Genomic DNA, 20,199 nt, shown 5'->3' on the forward strand with positions numbered 1-20,199 from the left:
TCACCACCATGAATCGAATCGCTCTCTCCCTGCTGTCGATAGCCCTGCTTGCAGCCAACTCAATAGCCGCCCCAGCTGCCGCCCCATCGGTTGAGCCCTACATTCTCACCCCGCCCGCACCGGCCTCGCCGCGCATCAACGGCGCATCCGTCTTCGGCGTGCGGCCCGGATCGCCGTTCCTGTTCACCATTGCCGCGACTGGCGACCGCCCGATGACCTTCTCCGCGCAGAATCTTCCCAAGGGACTGAAGCTCGATCCGGCCACCGGTCGCATCACCGGCTCGCTCGCAATCAAAGGCGAACACATCGTCATGCTCGGCGCGAAAAATTCCCTCGGCGCGGTGGAGAAAAAATTCCGCATCGTTTGCGGCGACCAGATCGCGCTCACCCCGCCGATGGGCTGGAACAGTTGGAACTGCTTCGCGCAAGAGGTTTCCGCCGACAGGGTGAAAGCTGCCGCCGATGTGCTGGTCAAGAGCGGCCTCGCCAACCACGGCTGGACTTACGTCAACATCGATGACGGCTGGCAGAACAATCGCGACTCGCAGGATCCGACGCTGCAAGGGCCGCATCGGGACAAGGACGGTTTCATCGTGCCGAACGCGCGCTTTCCCGACATGAAAGGTCTGGTGGATTACGTTCACGGTCTGGGCTTGAAGATTGGTTTGTATTCTTCGCCCGGTCCGTGGACCTGCGGCGGTCACACGGGCAGCTACGACCATGAACAGAAGGACGCGCAGACGTATGCGAAGTGGGGTTTTGATTACTTCAAATACGACTGGTGCAGCTACGGCGGCATCGCCGATGGGAAAGCGGCCACGGACAAAAGTATTTCGTCGTGGGATGCAGGCGCGAAGGGCAAAAGCGATGTCGAAGTCGCGACTCATCCGTTTCGCTTGATGGGGAAATTTTTGCGCGAGCAGAAGCGCGACATCGTTTATAGTGTGTGCCAATACGGCATGTCCGAGGTCTGGAAATGGGGCGCATCGGTCGATGGCAATTGCTGGCGCACGACCTGGGACATCGTCGACACGTGGGAGAGCATGAGCAGTATCGGTTTTGACCAGCAGAACCAAGCCGCGCCGTTCGCCAAGCCCGGCAACTGGAACGATCCCGACATGCTCGTCGTCGGCCACGTCGGCTGGGGCAAGCCGCATCCGACCCGGCTCACGCCGGACGAGCAATACACGCACATGAGCCTCTGGTGCTTGCTCGCCTCGCCGCTGCTCATCGGCTGCGATCTTGAAAAACTCGACGACTTCACGCTCTCACTGCTCACGAACGACGAAGTCATCGCCGTTGACCAGGATCCGCTCGGAAAACAGGCGACGTGCGTCATCAATGACAGCGACCTGCGCGTTTACACCCGCGAACTGGAGGACGGCAGCCGCGCCGTCGGCTTCTTCAACCGCAGCGTGAAGCCGATGGAATTGTCGTTCAAAGATTTCGCAAAACTCGGCCTCGCCGGCAGGCAGACCCCACGCGATCTCTGGAGGCAGAAAAACCTGGCCGCAGTGAACACCGCGATGGATTCCCTCCCGCTCACGATCCCAGCGCACGGCGTGGTGCTCTGCAAGTTCACGACCGTCAAACAATGAAAAAACTACTTTGCTTGCTCCTTTGCCTCACCACGCCGGCCCTCGCCCAGAAATGGAAAGGCGTGGCTCTGACGCCGCCGATGGGCTGGAACAGTTGGGACGCCTTCGGCACCGCGCTTAAAGAAACCCAGGCCAAGGCGCAGGCCGATGTGATGGCCGACAAACTCCTCCCGCACGGCTGGAAAATCTTCACCGTGGACATCCAGTGGTATGAGCCCGCCTCCATCGGCTTCGAATACCGCAAGGACGCCACGCTCACCATGGACGCTTACGGGCGCCTCCTTCCCGCCGTCGAAAAATTCCCCTCCGCCGCCGATGGTGCCGGCTTCAAGCCTCTGGCCGACTATATCCATGCCAAAGGCCTCAAATTCGGCATCCACGTCATGCGCGGCATCCCTCGCCAGGCGGTGAAGGAAAACACGCCCATCCTTGGCTCCAACGTCCGCGCCGCCGACATCGCGATCACCTCCAACATCTGCTACTGGAACCCCGATATGTTCGGCGTGGACGCCGCCAAACCCGGTGGCCAGGCCTACTACGATTCCATCATAGCCCTCTACGCGAGCTGGGGCGTGGACTTCATCAAGGTGGACGACCTTAGTCAGCCCTACACCGACGTGCAATTGGCGGAGGTCGAAGCCATCCGCCGCGCCATCGACAAGACCGGTCGCCCCATCGTCTTCAGCACCTCGCCCGGCGCCACGCCACTCGCTCGTGGAGAGCACATCGCCGCCCACGCCAACATGTGGCGCATCAGCAATGATTTTTGGGACAAATGGCCCGAGCTCCGCGAGCAGTTCAAGCGCCTCCACGACTGGACGCCGTATCGCGCGCCCGGCGCGTGGCCCGACGCCGACATGCTCCCGCTCGGCAGGATCGAGTGGAACCGACCCACCCGCTTCACGCCCGACGAGCAACGCACGATGATGAGCCTCTGGTGCATCGCCCGCTCTCCGCTCATCCTCGGCACCGATATGACCCAGCTCGACGAAGCCACGCTCGCGCTCCTGACCAACGACGAGGTCCTCGCCGTCAACCAGGCAAGCGCGGGCAACCGCCAGCTTTTCGAAAAAGGGGACCTCATCGCGTGGGTCGCCGATGTCCCGGAGTCGAAGGACAAATACCTCGCGGTCTTCAACACCGGCGACGCGCCCGCGCCCGTTCCCGTCGAGCTTTCCGCAGTCGGGTTTACCGGCCGCGTCGCCGTCCGTGATCTCTGGGCGCGCCGCACCCAGGACGATGTCCGCAGCACCTTCGCCCCCGTCATCCCCTCGCACGGCTCTGCGCTTTACCGCCTCCGCGCGCGTTGAACCTCAAGATCCCCGCCGCACCCGACGCCACCAACGCCATGATATCAAAAAACCTTGCATTAGGTTTGTTAACGCTGAGCTGTGCATTTGCCGCGCCGGAGCCGGCGACGAAACCTCAACCTCTGCAGCTGCCGCCCATCACGGACGGTCCGTTCAAGCCGAGCTGGGAATCGCTGGCGAATTACCAGACACCGGAATGGTTTCGCGACGCGAAGTTCGGCATCTGGGCGCATTGGGGACCGCAATGCGAGCCGGAGCACGGCGATTGGTATGCCCGCGGCATGTATGAACAAGGCGGCGTCCATTATAACACCCACCTCGCCGAATACGGACATCCCTCAAAGGAGGGATTCAAGGACGTGATCCACGCCTGGAAGGCGGAACATTTCGATCCCGACACCCTGGTGAAATTCTACAAGGAAAACGGAGCGAAAATCTTCATGGCACTGGCCAATCACCACGACAATTTCGACCTCTACAACTCGAAGTATCAGCCGTGGAACTCCGTCGCGATCGGTCCCAAGAAAGACTTGATCGTCGGCTGGGCGAAGGCCGCCAAGGCGAATGGCCTGCGGTTTGCCGTGAGCGTCCACGCCGCGCGCGCCTGGACATGGTATGAAGCGGCTCAAGGCGCGGATAAGGACGGCCCGCTCGCGAGCGTGCCATACGACGGCAAGCTGACGAAAGCCGATGGCAAAGGCCTTTGGTGGCAGGGCCTCGACCCGCAGGATCTCTACGCGCAGAATCACCGCCCCGGCAGTCCGCCCGACAACGCGTATCTCGAAAAATTCTTCAAACGCACCAAGCAACTCTGGGACGATTACCAGCCGGACCAGATCTACTACGACGACCGCGTCCTTCCCTTCTACAACATCGCGGAAGAGGTGCCGCTTAAGCTCGCTGCCCATTTCTACAACACGCGTCTCGACAAGAACGGACGCACCCAAGCGGTGATGAATGGCAAGCACCTCGACGAGATGCAGCGCCGGACCATGGTCTATGACATCGAGCGCGGCAAAGCGCACGACATCCTGCCCCAACCCTGGCAAACCGATACCTGTATCGGCTCTTGGCACTACGACCGCGGCATCTACGACCGCAAAGGCTACAAATCCGCCGCGTCCGTCGTGCGGATGCTGGCCGACATCGTCAGCAAAAACGGCAATCTCATGCTCAGCGTGCCGCTGCGTCGCGACGGCCAACCGGACGAATTGGAGATCGAAATCGTCAAGGAAATCGGCGCATGGTTGAAGGTGAACAGCGAGGCGATCTATGCGACCCGTCCGTGGAAAATTTATGGCGAAGGACCCTCCACCCAGGTGGCCGAGAAAGGCCCGTTTGACGGACAGAAAGACGTCTCCGACAAGCCCTTCACCTCCGAAGACATCCGCTTCACGCAATCGAAGGACGGCAAGACGCTTTATGCCATCGCGCTGGAGCTTCCCGCGGACGGCAAATTCACGGTCAAATCCCTGGCATCCGATTCGCCGCAGTGGCCGGGCAAGATCGGCAGCGTCCAGCTCGTCGGCGGGGGCAAATTGAAATTCACGCGCGACGCCGCCGGCCTGCACGTTTCGCTGCCCGAGAAATTCGACGGCAAGACAGCCTTCGCGTTGAAGGTTCAATCCTGATTCCCCCCGCCCCCATTTCCATGAAGAAAACAACCCGCGCCGCTCTCGTTCTCTTGTCCGTGTTGGCCTCGCTGCCCGCGGCGTCATTCGCGCTCAACCCGGTTATTCAAACGATGTATACCGCCGATCCGGCCCCCGTGGTCCATGACGGCACGCTCTACCTGTTTTCCGGCCACGACGAAGACGGGAGCATCGGCAACTTCAACATGAAGAACTGGGTGCTCGCCACGACGACGGACATGGTGAACTGGACCCAGCACGGCGCGATCGCCTCCCTCCGGGATCTTCCCTGGGCCGCCAAGGAGATCTCCGGCTGGCACGGTTTTGACAACGGCGCCTGGGCTCTCCAGGCGATCGAGCGGGATGGCAAATGGTATCTCTATTGCCCGGTGCAAGGCCGGGGCATTGGCGTGCTGGTGGCCGATAATCCCCTCGGCCCCTACACCTCTCCCCTCCAAAAACCGCTGATCGGCGCCCAATACGACAGCATCGATCCGACCGTTTACATCGACGACAAGGGCCAGGCCTATCTCTACTGGGGCAATCCCAATCTGTGGTCGGTGAAACTGAACAAGGACATGATTTCCTACGACACCAGCGTCGGGGAGAACGGCCTCATTCGCCATCCGATGACCGTCCAAGCCTTGGGCGGGCGCACCCCTCCGGACGAAAAACGCGGCACGTCCTACGAAGAGGCTCCCTGGCTCTATAAGCGCGGCAATCTCTACTACCTGTTTTTTGCCGGCGGTCCGCTCCCCGAGCATTTCGGCTACTCCACCGGCCCCTCACCCGAAGGTCCGTGGACCTACCGCGGCGTCATCATGGCTCCGCAAAACACCTCCTTCACCAACCACCCGGGCGTGGTGGATTACAAGGGAAAGACCTACCTCGTTTACCACAACGGCGCGCTTCCGGGAGGCGGCGGCTTCAACCGTTCCGTGTGCGTCGATGAGTTGAAGTTCAACCCGGATGGCTCGATCCCGATGGTGCAGTCAACCAAGGAAGGGCCGGCACCAGTCGGCACCCTCGATCCCTACAAGCGGGTGGAAGCCGAGACCATTGCCTGGTCTTCCGGGGTCAAAATAGAGCCGAGCAGCGCCGGCGGCCAGGCTGTGCGAAACATCCACGACGGGGACTACATCCGGGTAAACCACGTCGATTTCGGCGCGACCGGCGCGCGCACCTTCAAGGCCAGCCTCTCCAGCACGGCCAAGGCGCAGGGGGCCACCGGGACGAAGATCGAGATTCGACTTGGCAAGCTCGACGGGCAGCTAATCGGAACTCTGCCGGTCTCGGGAACCGGCGGCGAATGGAAGCCGCAGTTTGCCCGGATATCCAGAGCCTCCGGCATCAACGATCTCTTCTTCGTGTTCCGCGGCGCGGCCGGCGAAGACCTGTTCAAGTTCGATTACTGGCAATTTTCCCAGCGCGACCTGCCCGCAGGAGGCACCGGCAAAGACGGCGCCACCGCGCCGCCGGTCGGCCATCCGTTAAAATCCGAGAGTTACAACCCGATTTTGAAGCGCGATGCCAAGGGTAATCAGATTTTCACGGCCGATCCCACCGTGCTGGTGGAGGGCGATACGCTCTACATTTATGCCGGGCGCGACGAGGCGGCCATCGGTGCCTGGTTCAACATGAACGAGTGGGTCTGCTACTCGACCAAGGACATGGTGGACTGGAAATACGAAGGGGTCGTTTTGAAGGCCGCCGATTTTGCCTGGGGCAGGCCGGGCACGGCTTGGGCGTGCCAAGTGGTTAAGCGGCACGGGAAGTATTTTTTATATTCCACGACAGGACGTCCGTATCCCCAAGGTTACAGCGTAGGTGTGGCGGTGTCGGATCGACCCACCGGGCCGTTTGTCGATGCGATCGGCGGTCCGCTGTTTGATAACGCGATTACCACCGGCGGTCCCGTGGACAGCATTGAGGATATAGATCCGACCGTCTTCGTGGACGACGATGGTCAGGCCTACCTTTATTGGGGTAATTGCACGTTGCACTACGCCTTGCTCAACGAGGATATGATTTCGTTAAAGGACCTGAACGGAGACGGAAAGATAACCGAAGGCGCGGACATCTTTTCGAAGATCGAAATCAAGGATCGTCCCGCCGGATCTGGATTTGGGGAAGCCCCCTGGCTATATAAAGCGAATGGGAAATACTACCTCGTGGACGCCATGAGCATGCCCCAGCAAGTGGCTTACGCGATGTCCGACAGTCCGCGCGGTCCTTGGCAATATAAGGGTGTTATCCTGAACGAGAATGTTCGCCCCGACGGAAGCCAGGGTGATTTCAGTTCCGACACCAGCCATCCGGCGGTCATCGAGTTCAAGGGCCAGTGGTATGTATTCTACCACAACGCCGCCTTGCCGACGGGCGGCCAGACACGGCGCTCGGTTTGCGTGGAGAAGATGAGCTACAACGCCGATGGTTCCATCGCGCGATCGTTCATCACATCGACCGGACCGATTGGAGGGGCCGTTCGTATTCAGTCGGGCCGTCAGCCGGATCATTATATTACGTTCCTTGGTTTCGATGTGAAGTTGGACACCTTGCCGGCCGATGACCGGGCCTTCCGCTGGGACGTCACGCTGGGCCTGGCAGGCGAAGGCACGCTCAATACGGTGTCGATCCAGTCGGTGGCTCATCCGGGCTATTATCTCACCGTGAAAGGCGATGCCGTCGCCTTGGAGAAGAACGACGCCAGCGTGGGCTTCCGCCAACGTGCGACCTTTAAAACAATTCCGGTGCCGTCGGATAAAACGCTGACGGCTTTCCAGTCGCTCGCCGATCCGTCCCGTTATCTCCGGCGCTCGGCGGTGACGGGCAAACTGACGGCCGAGATGATCACTTCCGCCACCAACAGCGCCGACAAGAGCGATGCCACTTTCAAGTTCATAAGCGACGCTGACGCCTACTGACCACGTCAAAACCTTTAGCACAAATATGAATACCCTACGCACTCCCTCTTTCCCCATGAACCGCACTATCCTTTCCCTTCTGGTGACCCTCGTCCTCGCCTCCGTCGCGTCTCAGCCCCTTCCGGCGGCCCCGGCGAATCCTGCCCACAATCCCGTCATCTGGGCCGACGTCCCGGACATCTGTATCATCCGTGTAGGGAAAACCTACTACATGAGCAGCACAACGATGCACATGAGCCCGGGCCTCCCGATCATGAAGTCGGAGGATCTGGTCAACTGGCGCATGGCCTCCTACGCCTATGAAACCCTTGCCGACAACGAAGCCCTCCGCCTCGAAAACGGCAAAGACGCTTACAGCAAAGGCTCCTGGGCCAGCAGCCTGCGTTACCACGACGGCGTATTCTATGCCTCGACTTTCTCCTACACCAGCGGACGCACCCACATCTACACCACGTGTGATCCGGAGCGCGGCCCGTGGAAAGAGATGAGTTTCGAGCCCGTGCTGCATGACCACAGCCTGTTTTTCGATGACGACGGTCGCGTTTACATGGTTTACGGAGGCGGTCGCATCACGCTCATCGAGCTGAAACCCGATCTCTCCGGAATCAAGCCCGGCGGCGTGAACAAGGTTCTCATCGAAAACGTCAACACCATCTTCGGCTCCGACTTGGGCGGACTCAATGGCGAGGGTTCGCAGCTTTCCAAGATCAACGGCCGCTACTACCTCTTTAACATCGCCTCGCCCAAGAGCCGCTGGGCTCCCAGCGTCATCGTCCACCGCGCCGACGCAATCGACGGTCCCTACGAGGGCCGCATTGCGCTCGATGATCGGGGTGTCGCCCAAGGCGGCCTCATCGATACCCCGGAGGGCAAATGGTATGCGTATCTTTTCAGGGGCAACGGCGCCGTCGGTCGCATCCCCTACCTCGTGCCTGTGACGTGGAAGGACGGCTGGCCCGTTCTGGGCGAAGACGGCAAGGTGCCCATGACGCTCGACCTCCCCGCTGGCGGACAGGGCGTCTCCGGAGCCTCCGGCATCGTCGCCTCCGACGAATTCGACCGCCAGCCCGGCGCTCCCAAGCTGCCTCTCGCCTGGCAATGGAATCACAATCCCGAGTCTCGTTACTGGTCGCTCGCCTCGCGCCCGGGTTACATGAGCTTCGTCACCAACCGGGTCGTGGCCACTCTGCCGGAGGCCCCGAATACCCTCACTCAGCGCACCTTTGGCCCGAGCAGTTCCGCCACCACCAGCATCGATGTGAGCGGCATGAAAGACGGCGACTATGCCGGCCTCGCCGTGTTTCAGAAGCTCTATGGTTTTGTGGGCGTAAAGATGAGCGGCGGCACCCGATCTCTCGTCATGGTGAGCGCCGACTCCGACACTCCCGAGGAAATCGCCTCCGTTCCTCTCTCCGGTAAAACCGTTCACCTCAAGGTCGAATGCGAATTCCAGCCCGCGCCTGAAGTTGCCCGTTTCTCCTACAGCCTCGAAGGCAAATCCTGGACCCCCATCGGTCGTCCCTCGCGTCTAACCTATACCTTCCCATTGCACTTCATGGGTTATCGCTACGCCCTCTTCTATTATTCGACCAAGACCGCCGGCGGCCGTGTGGACTTTGATTACTACCGCGTCGGGCAAGGCGGCGACTCCCGCTGACCCTCTCCCTTTTTCCCATGCGTCTCATCCCCATCCTCCTTACCGCCACCGCCCTGCTGGCATCGCTCGCGTCCGCTGCCGAGCAACGGGTGCTCTCGCCCGACGGCAAGCTCACGCTGGTCGTCTCCGACGCCGCCGGCCTGCGCTACCGTGTTGAACTCGACGGCAAACCCCTCCTCGCCGACTCCGTTCTCGGCCTCGACTTCGCCGACGGCACCACCCTCGGCCCCGCCGCCAAAATCACCGGCACCAAGAAAGCGTCTCGCAAGACCACCTGGGACAACCCCCTCGGCCAACGCCGCACCGTGCCGGACCGCTTCCGCGAGCTTCGCATCACCCTGAGCGAAGGCACCGCTCCCGTCCGGACCTTCGCCCTCATCGCGCGCGCGTATGACGAAGGCGTCGCCTTCCGCTACGACCTACCCGAAGCATCCGGCCTCGGCGAATTCACCCTCCAACGCGAACTCACCGAATTCCGTTTCCCCGCCGACCACCGCGCCTGGGCCGGCATGGAATCCGCCTACGCCGAGAACACCTGGCTCGAACGCAAGCTCTCCGACATTCCCGCAAAAACCTCCGAGAGCTGGCGCCCCGGCCAAGCCTACCGTTCCGTCCTGCCCCTTCTCGTCGAAACGCCCTCCGCCTACGTCGCCGTGGCCGAGTCCGACCTCCTTGACTGGGCCGGCCTCTTTCTCACCGGCACCGGCGAGGCCGCCGTTCGCGCCGAACTTGCCCCGCGCCAGGATGGACGCGGAGCCGTCGTCGGCCGCGTCCCGATGGTCAGCCCGTGGCGCGTCCTCATGGTCGGCCACACCGCCGCCGACCTCGTCACCAACGACCTCGTCGCCACCCTCGCCACGCCGTCCCGCGTCGCCGACGCCGACTGGGTCAAACCCGGCGTGAGCGCCTGGGACGCCTGGTGGACCGGCGTCAATCCCTCCCAGCCCCAATATACCGCCGTGCTGGCCCGCGGCGACAACCGCTCCCATCGCGAATACATCGATTTCGCCGCCGAGATGGGTTGGCCCTACCAACTCGTGGACTGGTTTTGGTATCAGCACATGACCGACTGGAACAAGAGCCTCTTCTCCCCGCCCAATCAGCCCTCCGGCGACTTCACCCATTCCGTCCCCGACATCGACCTGCCCGCCTTGGTCGCTTACGCCCGCGCCAAAAACGTGCGCCTCTTCGCCTGGGGCCATTCCCTCGATCTCCAGACTGCGGGCATCGACAAAACCCTCGGTTATCTCGCCTCCCTCGGCTTGGCCGGCGTGAAAATTGACTTCATCAACAGCGATTCCCAAGAAGCCGTCCAGTGGTGCGTTCGCGTGCTCGAAGCCGCCGCCCGCAACCACCTGATGGTGGACTTCCACGGCACCTACAAACCCACCGGACTCGCCCGCACCTACCCGAATTTCATCACCCAGGAAGGCGTCCTCGGCAACGAGTATAACAAACTCGGTGGCAGCGTCACCGCCCGCCACACCCTCATCCTCCCCTTCACCCGCGGTCTCCTCGGCCCGATGGACTACACCCCCGGCGGTTTTCTCAACCGCACTCAGTCCACGTTTAAGGTCACCCATCCCGCCCAGGTCATCGGCACCCGCGCCCGCCAGCTCGCCATGACGGTCGTCTATCACAGTCCGCTGCTCGTCCTCTGCGACAGTCCCGCCAACTACCGCGGCCAGCCCGGCGTCGAGTTCTTCCGCGACCTCCCCACGGTCTGGGACGAAAGCGTCGTCCTCTCCGCCGAAGTCGGCAAACACCTCGTCATCGCCCGTCGCTCCGGCCAGCGCTGGTTTATCGCCGCGATGAACGGCGACGACGCCCTCACGCTGGACGTTTCCCTCGACGCGCTCCGCGCCAAGGGCCGCGGCTGGACTCTGGGCGAGTTCGCCGACGGCGCCGACCCTGCCGCGCCCGAGACCGTGGTCGAAACCACCCGCGATCTCGGTGACACGCGCACGCTCACCCTCCGCCTCTCCCCGGGTGGCGGTTACGCCGCCATCTTATCCCTAAAGCCTTAACACCGGCCCCACGCGTGAACCGTATTCGATCTATGTCATCATACCCCAAAGCCGGTCTGCAACTTGCCGTGGCGCTGTTTGCGCTCGCAGCGATGAATCTTCTTTTCACGCCATCGGTGATCGCCGCCGCGAGCACAGTAATCGATGCAACCAAGGCCGGCGTGATCGGTGACGGCATGACGCTCAACACCGCGAGTATCCAGAAAGTCATTGATGACTGCGCCGCCGGCGGTGGCGGAACGATTCACTTCCCGGCAGGCCGCTATCTGACCGGCACGATTCAAATCAAAAACAACATCACTTTGCGCCTGGCGAAAGACGCGACGTTGCTCGGCAGCACCGATATCGCCGACTACCTCAATCTTGATCCCTTCCTTGATGGCCCCGGAGATCCGATGGGCTATGCGCTCGTGGTGGCCGTCGATGCGGAGAACGTGGGCATCGAGGGAGAGGGCACCATCGACGGGCAAGGCCGGGAGTTGCGAGCGAGGCAGAGTCCTTACAAGAAACGGCCCTTCCTGGTGCGCTGGGTGCGATGCACCCGTGTGAAGGTCAGGGATGTTCACCTCACCCATCCGGGAGCGTGGACGCTGAATTTTTTCCAGAGCAAAGGAATCCTTGTCGAGGGCGTGACCATCCGCACCCGGGACTCGGGGGTAAACAACGCCGACGGTATTGACCTCGATTCCTGTCAGGATGCGCGGATCACCCGCTGCGACATCGAAAGCGGCGACGACGCGTTATGCCTGAAATCCACGAGCCTCACCCCGACCCGGAATATCACGGCGACGAACCTCACGCTCTCCACCTGGTGCAATGCCATCAAACTCGGCACGGAGTCCATCGGTGGCTTTGAAAACATCTCCGTCTCCAACTGCCGTGTCACCACTGCGGGGATGGCCGGCATCGCCCTTTACGCCGTCGATGGCGGCGACCTGCGCGCTGTGACCATCAGCGACATCACGATGGACCGCGTGGGCACGCCCGTCAGCATCCGCCGCGGCGCGCGTTTCAAGACCTTCCGCGACGGCGACCGGCCCAAAACGACCCCCGGAAAACTTGCCGGCGTCACGATCAAAAACCTAAGCGCCACCAACAGCGCAACGAGCGGTATTCTTATCAACGGAATTCCCGGCTATCCGGTCGAGACCCTGCTTTTGGAGAACATCCAGATCGAGGTGCCCGGTGGCGGAACAGCCGAGGATGCGAGGATCCAGTTGTCGGAAAACGAAAATGGCTATCCCGAAAACAGGATGTTTGGAGCGACGCTGCCCACCTACGGCATCTATGCGCGGCACGTCCGCGGCGCGGCTTTCAAGAACATCAAGGTGAAAACCCAGCAGCCCGATGGGCGACCGGAGAAGGTTTTCATCGACGTCGAGACGGTTGAACCGGCTCCTTGAATCAATCATCCATCCTCGCCCATTTTACATGAAAAAAATAACCCGCTCCGCTCTCGTTTTCTTGTCCGTGTTGGCCTTGCTGCCCGCGGCGTCATTCGCACTCAACCCGGATCCGGCCCCTGTGGTCCATGACGGCGCCACCGTCTGGCTCGACGATTTGGATATTTCCGAGGTCACCCAAGGCTGGGGAACGGCCCGCAAAAACGCGTCCGTCGATGGCAAGCCACTCCGGATCGCAGGACGTGATTACGCACGCGGTGTCGGCACCCATGCCGAAAGCTCGGTGCAAATCCAACTGGATGGAGGCGCCTATGAGTTTGCCGCGCACGTCGGCGTCGATGACGAGGTCAAGGGGCGCGTATCCAGCGTTGAGTTTATCGTGATAGGCGACAGCCGGGAGCTTTGGCGCAGCGGCGTTATGAAAGCCGGGGATATCGCGCGAGACTGTCGGGTGAACCTCGCCGGGGTGAAACTTCTCGAATTGCAAGTTTCCGACGGCGGAAATGGCATCGACTCCGATCATGCGGACTGGGCCGAGGCCCGGTTTAGTGCGCCCGAGGGGGCACACCTCCACGCGGTCGGGATGCCTGTCGTGGCTCCCTACCTTCTTACGCCGCCTTCGCCGGCTACTCCCCGAATCAATGGCCCGACTATTTTTGGCGTCCGTCCCGGTTCGCCGTTCCTCTACACGGTGCCCGCCACGGGAGATCGACCGATGCGATTCTCGGCCGATGGTTTGCCGGACGGCATCAAAATCGACGGTGCCAGCGGTCGTATCACCGGTCGCGTGACGAAGCCCGGCGCCTATGCGGTGACTTTGCGCGCGGAGAACTCCAAAGGAAACGCGAGCAAGCGGTTTCGTATCGTATGCGGCGACCAGATCGCGCTCACGCCGCCGATGGGCTGGAACAGTTGGAACTGTTTCGCCCAAGAGGTTTCCGCCGATAAGGTAAAACGCGCCGCTGAAGTCATGGTGCGCAGCGGCCTCGTCAATCACGGTTGGAGCTACGTCAATATCGACGATTTCTGGCAAAACCACCGCGATTCCGGCGATCCCACGCTCAAGGGGGATTTTCGCGATGAGCGAGGCGTGATCATCCCCAATCAGCGCTTTCCGGACATGAAGGGCTTGGTCGCCTCCATTCACGACCTCGGCCTGAAGGTGGGCCTCTATTCCTCGCCCGGCCCCTGGACCTGTGGAGGTTGCGCCGGCAGTCATGGCTACGAACGGCAGGATGCCGAGACTTACGCCAAGTGGGGGATCGATTATCTCAAATACGACTGGTGCAGCTATGGTGCCGTCGACGCGGGCCAGAAGCTTGATCCGCAGAAGGCTCCTTCATTCAACCTCGGCCGGGGCGAGCGTGATCGCGAGGCCGAGATCGCTCCCTATCGTCTGATGGGGACCCTGCTGCGTGAGCAGCCGCGCGACATCGTGTATAGCCTTTGCCAATACGGCATGTCCGACGTCGCCAGTTGGGGCGCTTCCGTCAACGGCAACTGCTGGCGCACGACCCATGATATTACCGACACGTGGGCTAGCATGCGGGGCATTGCATTGGCGCAGGACAACTCCGCCGCCCACGCGGGACCGGGGAACTGGAGCGACCCGGACATGCTGATCCTCGGTCACGTGGGCTGGGGCAATCCTCATCCCACCCGGTTGACCCCGGATGAGCAATATCTCCACATGAGCCTGTGGAGCCTCTTTTCCGCGCCGCTGCTGATCGGCTGCGACATGGAAAAACTCGATGACTTCACGCTCAATCTCCTCACCAACGACGAGGTCATCGCGGTAAACCAGGATGCCTTGGGGCGGCAGGCCACTTGCGTGCACTCCATCGGTGATATTCGAGTCTATGTGAAGGAGCTCGAGGACGGCTCTCGCGCGGTTGGCTTCTGCAACTTTGGCCGTCTCCCTGCGGTTATACGTTACGACGCCTTTGCGCCGCTCGGTCTGAAAGGACGTCAGCAAGCTCGCGATTTATGGCGTCAAATGGACGTGGCGACGGTGGATACGGCTCGCGAGTCCCTGCCGCTTACGATCCCCGCCCATGGGATCGTGCTCTACAAATTCACGAGCATGCCCTGAGGCGCGCCCCTCTTCTACGTGTTCCGCGGCGCGGCCGGCGAAGAACTGTTCAAGTTCGATTACTGGCAATTTTCCCAGCGAGACCTGCTCGCGGTCAAGTGGGTCACCCCCCTCGCCCCGGCACTAGAGCGTTTCCACATTAATCCTGACGTAATAAGCTGTACATTCATTTTGTGCTGTGTACCAGAGTGTTTCGCGTTCAAATAGCCACATTCACGGTCTGAATTTTTTAACCTATCACCTCCGCACAAATCACCAAAGCGCCGAATCTATCGGCGCACTCAAAGAAGCTTCGCTTCCCAAATGCTATTCCTTTGTAGGGTGGCAGGCCCTGCCGCCGATGATCGTTCTGCGATCGCCCTCCCGATGCGCAGCACTTTGGATTGCGGTGATTCTTTCCCCGCTTTGGGCACATCTTCGTGGCGCAAGCTGTCCCCGATTAAACGCGAAATTACAACGCTTTGGGACGGCCCATATTTGATATTCAAGCCGCGACAGCTGAAACCGGCCGGTCTTATACGCAAAAGGATTTCGATCGACGCATTAAACGACACCCTGATGCCGATGTCAATTCAGCACTTCCATGGATGGCGCGGTGGAGGTGCTTCGCCTGTTCTTTCGGATCGGTATCTCTGCCGGCAAAAGCCTGTAGGCATTCGGAGAGTTCGAGCGCTTTATTCTTGAAACGATCAAAAGATGCAGCCTCGAAGAGGCATTGCGAACCGCTATCGCGAAAGATTTTAAACGCCCCAATTCTGATTAAATTCGAGGATTACTCTCCAGATCTCTGATCGATGCGGACTTGAAATACTGAATCTTACTCCAAATCGGCCACGCAGTAAATCCGTCTCTAAGGGCGGTGCGTCATCCTCACACAGAAGTGGTCGGAGGCGGTGTGATCGATTTCTATCAGCTATGCAGAGGTCTGTGGCCGAGCTGGCGGTGGCTGTTGGACTCTAAAGCACCTTAGAACCAACGATTTTTCTCGGCGCGAAAATCACGCCGGATGAATGGAACGCTTCAGTTATTCGGAATCGCTGGTTGCACGATTCCGGGCGGGTTATTGTGGATGCCTGTACTAGATAAGCACAAGAGTCTAGCACATCCCATCGTATTTCTCTTGCGTGTGAAGCAAGCGCCCTACCACTGAGCTAATCGCGCGTAAAACAGGCCTTCCAGCACCGCTAAGGTATAAGGCGATGGATGCGGGTCAACAGATTTCAAAAGGCTCAAGCCGCCTAAAAGCCCAGCTTCAAGGCTCATTTTTCTCATCAATGATTATCATTTCTGATAAAGCGTAAGTGGTGGCGCGGTGCTGATCCGGCTATAAGTCGTTGATAATCAGTAGATTAACCTTTCGAAGTGCGCAATTTTCGCCGTGGCACGTTCACTGCTTAAAGAATATTGTATGAAAAACTTCTCGACTCTCTCCTTTCGCTCCACCGCCTCGCTTCTTTTGGTGCTCGTAACGATGGCGTTGAGCGGTGTGGCCAAAGCCCAGTTCCAGCAAGTGGCTGCCACTCCTTACGACCGCCAGATGACACCGGTTCGCCTCATTCTCGAGCAGCGTCCTCAGGGCCAGAACGAAGTCTCCATGAATGAGGTCAACTCTTACATGCGCGACCTGCGCTCGATTCCTTACCAATACAGCACCAACTGGAAGACCCCTCAGCAAGTGCAGACCGAATTCAAAGCCGACTGCAAAGCCAAAGCCATCGCTCTTTACTCCATCCTCAAAAAACGCGGCGTAGACAACCTCCGCCTCGTCATCGGCATGCGCACCAAGACCAGCAAGCTCACCCACGCCTGGCTCGAGATGAACTACCAGGGCAAACTCTATCTCCTCGACCCTACCTTCGACAACAAAGTGCGCGCACTTAACGACGGCCCTCGCAGCAACTACGTGCAGAACTACGCTTACGAAGGCGCCAAGAAATTCCGCATCTAAGTTTTTAGGAAATTAAAAATCAGAAAAGGGGTTCGGTTTCAGGCCGAACCCCTTTTCTGTTCCCGACAAAAGTTTTACACCGATCTAACCTGAATTTTGTCATAGTACTCAGGGCGGGTCTTGATCTCAGCGGCGGCTAGCGAGCTCCGAATGCCACAGATGTAGAGTCATGGCGTCACCAAGCGGCCACGGCCTTTGGAAAAACCGTGGCTGCGTTCCCAGACGGTTTGGCCGCGCAGGAGGGTGCGGACGACGGTGGCGTGGAAGGTCTCGCCGATATAGGGACTTTGGCGATGGCGGTAGTGGAGTGATTCGGCGGTGACGGTTTCCGGCGTTTGGCTGACGAGAACAAAATCAGCGTCACGACCGATTTCGAGGCCTCCTTTTGAGCGGAGTTGGAATCGATTCGCGACATTGGTCGAAGTGAGGCGGACGATTTCCACGGGAGTTAGGTTCAACTCCAGAAGGATCGGGAGCAGATGCTGCACGCCGGAGATGCCTCCCCAGATGCGGAAGAAATTGACATCTTGCTTCATCGACGTAGGGGCGGGGGAATGGTCGGAGCCGATGGTCTGGATGCCGCCGTCGCGGACGCACTGGAGCAGGGCGGCGCGCTCGAGTTCGCTGCGAATGGGCGGGGCGCATTTGGCCACGGCTCCGAGGCGTTCGACGTCGGCTTCGTTGAGAAAAAGATAATGCGGGCACGTCTCGCAGGTGACATCGACGCCCTGCGCCGCCGCCTCGGCGACGGCTGTCACGCCCGCCGCGCTGCTGACGTGGACGATGTGCAGCGCGCCGCCGGTCTCGCCCGCGATGTCGCACGCGGCCCGGATGGCGGCGACTTCCGAGGCAATCGGGCGCGAGGCAAGGTAATCGCGAATGGTGTGGCCGGATTCCCTGTGGAGATGGTCGAGTTCCGCATGAACGGCGACGAGGACGCCGAGGCGCGCGGCGTGTTTCATTCCCTCGCGCAGGGTGCGCAGGTCGGCGCTGGGAAATTCCGCGATGCCGCTGCCGGACATAAAGGCCTTGAACCCGATGGCACCTGCATCGCGCAACGCCTCCAGATCATCGACGTGACCCGGCACGAGCCCGCCCCAGAGTGCAAAATCGACGACGGATTTCTCCGCTGCAAGGGCTGCTTTCGCTCGAAACGCCTCCGCCGTGACGGTGGGCGGATCGGAGTTCAGCGGCATGTCGAAAAAAGTGGTCACGCCCCCGGCGGCGGCGGCGCGGGAGCCGGTCTCGAGGCCTTCCCAGTCGGTGCGGCCCGGTTCGTTGAAGTGAACATGGGCGTCGATCACGCCGGGGAGGAGGAGCAGCCCGGCGGCGTCGATCTCGCTGGCGGCGGTGCCGTTGCCGGAGAGCGCGGCGATTTTTCCTTCCGCGATGCCGACGAACGGCTGGCCCTCGGCGTGGCGAATGATGAGGTCGAAATCAGGCATTCACTTGCGATGCTGCGAGCCGATGGCGGACAAGTCCAGCCTGAGTTTCTTTAAACGGCCAACCGATGGGACTTGGGGAGAAATACGGCCGTTTTGGCGACGACGCAGCGGGTTTTTCCGACCAATTCGACTCCCGTTTTAATGAGGACATAAAGGAGCGGCAGGATGCACCAGGAGGGACCGCCAAGCCATTTCCAGGTGTCGGCATAAGGATCGAACCATCCGTTGGAAGGCGGCAGGCGCAGGCCGATTTGATAGAAGAGGAGGGTCCAGAAAAGGAGTCGGCGCTGGCGCTGGCTCAGGGCGTCGGAGAAAAGCAGGATGACGACCAGCAGATGCGTGAGCATGAGGATGAAGAGGTGTCGCCGGGTGGTTTGTGGTCCATAAGCGAGGAGCAGGAGCATGATGGAACTCCACTCAAAAACGACCAGCCGTTCACAACCGCCGGTGAGCCGACCGATGAAGGGGACGCGATGAGTTTGGTAAAGTCGGGCGATGACGGCGAAGAGCACCAAGGCCAGCCCAAGTGCCAGTGGATACGCCCATTTTTGCTCAAGTCCGAGCACGGGCAGGATGCGAGCCAGCGCGCTGGGCAGGGAAACACTGGAAGTCCAATCCAAGGCGTGAATCTGGGCGGTTTTTTCGGATTGCAGCCCGATGAATTTGCCGAGTCCGCCAATGGCCGAGGACCAGGCGGTGAGGTTGCCCTGCCAGCCGAGTGAAATCGCCGAGACAGCGCCAATCAGCGGGAAGCCAAGTAGCGCGGCCAAGGCGGCCCGATAGTGTCCGCGCCAGACGAGATAGGGCACGAGGACGAGCGTCTGGTATTTAATGTTGGCACCGAGGGCGATGACGAGTCCGGCGGCAATGGGCGAGGCGGCGAGCAGGGCGAGGGAGAATGAAAAGGAGTCCAGGACGAGCCCATCGCATTGGGCGACGGACCATTCGGTTTTGGCCTCGCCCGCGCTGAGCAGAAACGCACCGAGAACGATGGTGATGGCGTTTTTAACGTCCAGTTTCAGCCCGAGATAACGGGAGATCGCGCTCCATCCGACTAACATGGAACTGCTGGTCAGCAAAAAACTGAAGCCGAGCCACACGCGAAAAGCCACGGCGACAGGCAGCCGGGTGAGCGGCTGGATGGCCCAGGCCAGAAAGGGTGGATAAATATAGTTGCCCGGCAAAGCGGCGGCTCCGGCCTGCGAACGAATGGCTGCCGCCGCATAGTAAAAAGCGGAAAAGGTGTTGCGCCCGCTCTTAAACGGATGGCGGAAGGCCAGGATCAGTATCCAGGCGAGAAAAATGAAAGCCAGTGCCCACAAGGTGCGCCGCAGGAGGGAAGAAATCTGGCACGAATGATCGAGCGGCCGACTCGTCATGATGTGGGCTCGCGGAAGCGAAAGAGCAGGATCGCCGCGCCCAAAATGCCGAGGACCAGAAAGCTGCCGCCAATTTGCACGGCGACTTTCTCTGAGCGGCGGAAGAATTTTTCCTGCGGCTGCTCGTTGAGTCCGAGGCAAAGCGTCGCACCGCCGGGAAGGCGTCCGGTGAGCAAATCGTAATCGAGCCCGCGGTCGGTGATCGTCTCCGCCCAATCGGGCACGCTGGAGTTGCCGCCGATGGCGGGCCTGGGCAGGAGCGGATGGTTGAATCGGACGTGATCGGGGTTTTGTTCCAAGATCATTTGTCCACTGGGCTGGGACAGCCGGATGTATTCGTGTTGGAAACTGTTGCTGCGGAGGAGTTTTTCCACTCCGGGCAGACCAGCGTCCCGATAGGCGGTGCTGAGGGCGAGATGGCGGCTGGCGAGAAGTTCGTCTTCCTTGCTATCGAGGACCGTGCGGAGGATGCCGTCCATGACGAGTCCCATGACGATGGCGCCGCAAAACGAGGTGAGGACCATCCAGCCGACGAGCAGCAACGGGAACTCCCGGCAAAGCCGTTTCGAGGAAGTGGAAAGGGGGCGAGAATGGATCAAGCTAGCGAACGACATGAGCCAATATAGCTCAGCGAAAGGAAAAAGCCACGGTGAGGCCGATGACAGTTTTGTCATGCGCTTATATTGAACAAAAAGCCACCCTGGAAGTCTGCGCACGCTGGTGACGAGACGATTTCCAGGACGCAAACTGGCCATCTGCCGAAAGAGCTGGGGAACCCCATGCCA

At 60.5% G+C, this 20,199-nt stretch carries 12 protein-coding genes; 9 read left to right on the forward strand and 3 right to left on the reverse strand.

Annotation, left to right across the window (positions count from 1 at the left end; all coding sequences use genetic code 11):
• The first annotated feature begins 8 nt into the window (after positions 1 to 8).
• The 9 genes from ABIT76_05655 (at position 9) to ABIT76_05695 (ending at position 16,590) form a co-directional block, all read left to right on the forward strand.
• A complete protein-coding gene (locus tag ABIT76_05655; protein MEO7932626.1) occupies positions 9 to 1,598 on the forward strand; it encodes a putative Ig domain-containing protein in 1,590 nt (529 codons plus the stop codon).
• Complete coding sequence (locus ABIT76_05660) at positions 1,595 to 2,908, forward strand: glycoside hydrolase family 27 protein (protein MEO7932627.1); 1,314 nt, start codon at positions 1,595 to 1,597, stop codon at positions 2,906 to 2,908. The genes ABIT76_05655 and ABIT76_05660 overlap by 4 nt, the downstream gene beginning before the upstream one ends.
• A complete protein-coding gene (locus tag ABIT76_05665; GenBank protein ID MEO7932628.1) occupies positions 2,905 to 4,539 on the forward strand; it encodes an alpha-L-fucosidase in 1,635 nt (544 codons plus the stop codon). Before ABIT76_05660 ends, ABIT76_05665 begins: the two co-directional genes overlap by 4 nt.
• 20 nt (positions 4,540 to 4,559) lie before the next feature.
• Positions 4,560 to 7,463 (forward strand): family 43 glycosylhydrolase, encoded by a 2,904-nt coding sequence (locus ABIT76_05670; protein MEO7932629.1) that lies wholly within the window; start codon positions 4,560 to 4,562, stop codon positions 7,461 to 7,463.
• 25 nt (positions 7,464 to 7,488) lie between these two features.
• On the forward strand, positions 7,489 to 9,120 hold the full coding sequence (locus ABIT76_05675; protein ID MEO7932630.1) for a glycoside hydrolase 43 family protein: 1,632 nt from the start codon (positions 7,489 to 7,491) through the stop codon (positions 9,118 to 9,120).
• Between the two features lie 17 nt (positions 9,121 to 9,137).
• Positions 9,138 to 11,147 (forward strand): glycoside hydrolase family 97 protein, encoded by a 2,010-nt coding sequence (locus ABIT76_05680; protein ID MEO7932631.1) that lies wholly within the window; start codon positions 9,138 to 9,140, stop codon positions 11,145 to 11,147.
• A gap of 32 nt (positions 11,148 to 11,179) precedes the next feature.
• On the forward strand, positions 11,180 to 12,550 hold the full coding sequence (locus tag ABIT76_05685) for a glycosyl hydrolase family 28 protein (protein MEO7932632.1): 1,371 nt from the start codon (positions 11,180 to 11,182) through the stop codon (positions 12,548 to 12,550).
• 28 nt (positions 12,551 to 12,578) lie between these two features.
• Positions 12,579 to 14,642, forward strand: coding sequence for an NPCBM/NEW2 domain-containing protein (locus tag ABIT76_05690; protein ID MEO7932633.1), 2,064 nt, complete (start codon positions 12,579 to 12,581; stop codon positions 14,640 to 14,642).
• Positions 14,643 to 16,050: 1,408 nt separating this feature from the next.
• Positions 16,051 to 16,590, forward strand: a complete 540-nt coding sequence (locus ABIT76_05695) for a hypothetical protein (GenBank protein MEO7932634.1) — start codon at positions 16,051 to 16,053, stop codon at positions 16,588 to 16,590.
• Between the two features lie 167 nt (positions 16,591 to 16,757).
• Here the strand turns inward: ABIT76_05695 and allB are convergent, their stop codons facing one another.
• Genes allB through ABIT76_05710 form a run of 3 tightly spaced genes read right to left on the reverse strand, consistent with a single transcriptional unit; the run spans position 16,758 to position 20,028 of the window.
• Complete coding sequence (gene allB / locus ABIT76_05700) at positions 16,758 to 18,035, reverse strand: allantoinase AllB (protein MEO7932635.1); 1,278 nt, start codon at positions 18,033 to 18,035, stop codon at positions 16,758 to 16,760.
• Between the two features lie 50 nt (positions 18,036 to 18,085).
• Entirely contained in the window at positions 18,086 to 19,414 is a 1,329-nt protein-coding gene (locus tag ABIT76_05705) for a glycosyltransferase family 87 protein (protein MEO7932636.1), read from the reverse strand.
• The gene (locus ABIT76_05710) at positions 19,411 to 20,028 is read right to left on the reverse strand and encodes a hypothetical protein (protein MEO7932637.1); all 618 of its coding nucleotides are present in this window, start codon (positions 20,026 to 20,028) and stop codon (positions 19,411 to 19,413) included. Before ABIT76_05710 ends, ABIT76_05705 begins: the two co-directional genes overlap by 4 nt.
• Between the last annotated feature and the right edge of the window lie 171 nt (positions 20,029 to 20,199).

Source organism: Chthoniobacterales bacterium (assembly GCA_039930045.1).
In the GTDB taxonomy this organism is placed as follows: Bacteria; Verrucomicrobiota; Verrucomicrobiia; order Chthoniobacterales; family DASVRZ01; genus DASVRZ01.